1 protein-coding gene is annotated in these 1,149 nt (G+C 72.9%); it reads right to left on the bottom strand.

Features of this window, described 5'->3' with window-relative positions; genetic code table 11:
• The coding region (locus tag MET9862_RS29020) for an ATP-binding protein (RefSeq protein ID WP_142586318.1) at positions 1-1,149 on the bottom strand (1,149 nt) is incomplete at both ends.

Here is a 1,149-nt window from a genome sequence, read left to right as displayed (position 1 = left end):
GATCATCGCGCGGATTCGGCTGGCCAGGACGTCGACGCTGAAGGGCTTGGTCAGCACGTGCATGCCGGGCTCGAGGCGGCCGCCGCCGAGCGCGGCGTTCTCGGCATAGCCGGTGATGAACAGCACCTTCAGCCCGGGCCGGGAGACGCGGCCGGCATCGGCCATCTGCCGCCCGTTCATGCCCCCGGGCAGCCCCACATCGGTGACCAGCAGGTCGATGCGCACGTCCGAGTGCAGCACCGTCAGCCCCGAGGCCCCGTCCGCCGCCTCGATCGCCGCGTAGCCCAGATCCTCCAGAACCTCCGTCACCAGCATGCGCACGGTCGGCTCGTCGTCCACGATCAGAACCGTCTCCCCCACCCGCGCCCGCGGCGCGGCCCCGGCCTCGGGCGCGGCCTCGGGCGCCTCGGCGGCCCCGCGGTGGCGGGGCAGGTAGAGGCACAGGGTGGTGCCCTGGCCGAGCTCGGAATAGATCCGCACCTGCCCGCCCGACTGGCGCACGAAGCCGTAGATCATCGACAGGCCAAGCCCCGTGCCCTGGCCCATCGGCTTCGTGGTGAAGAACGGGTCGAAGGCCTTGGCCATCACCTCCGGGCTCATGCCGGTGCCGCTGTCGGACACGCAGAGCGAGACGTACGGGCCCGGCGCCAGGTCGCGCTCGCGCGCCGCCGCGGCATCGAGCCAGCGGTTGGCGGTCTCCACCGTCAGGCGGCCCCCGTCCGGCATGGCGTCGCGGGCGTTGATGCAGAGGTTCAGCAGCGCGTTCTCGAGCTGGTGCGGATCGACCAGGACGGACCAGAGCCCGCCCGCCTCCACCACCTCGACGGCCACCCCCGGCCCGGCGGTGCGCCGCACCAGCTCCTCCATGCCGCGCACGAGGCGGTTCACGTCGGTGGGCTTGGGGTCGAGGGTCTGGCGGCGGGAGAAGGCGAGCAGGCGGTGCGTCAGGGCGGCGGCGCGCTTGGCGGCGCCCTGCGCTGCGGCCACGTAGCGGTCCACGTCCCCGTAGCGGCCTTGCGCGATGCGCGCGCTCATCAATTCCAGCGAGCCGGTGATGCCGGTGAGCAGGTTGTTGAAGTCGTGCGCCAGACCCCCCGTCAGCTGGCCCACCGCCTCCATCTTCTGGGCCTGCCGAAGCGCCTCCTCGGC

Source organism: Methylobacterium symbioticum (assembly GCF_902141845.1).
In the GTDB taxonomy this organism is placed as follows: Bacteria; Pseudomonadota; Alphaproteobacteria; order Rhizobiales; family Beijerinckiaceae; genus Methylobacterium; species Methylobacterium symbioticum.
The sequence above is the reverse complement of the archived record's forward strand: the minus strand, read 5'-3'. Positions and strand labels throughout refer to the sequence as shown.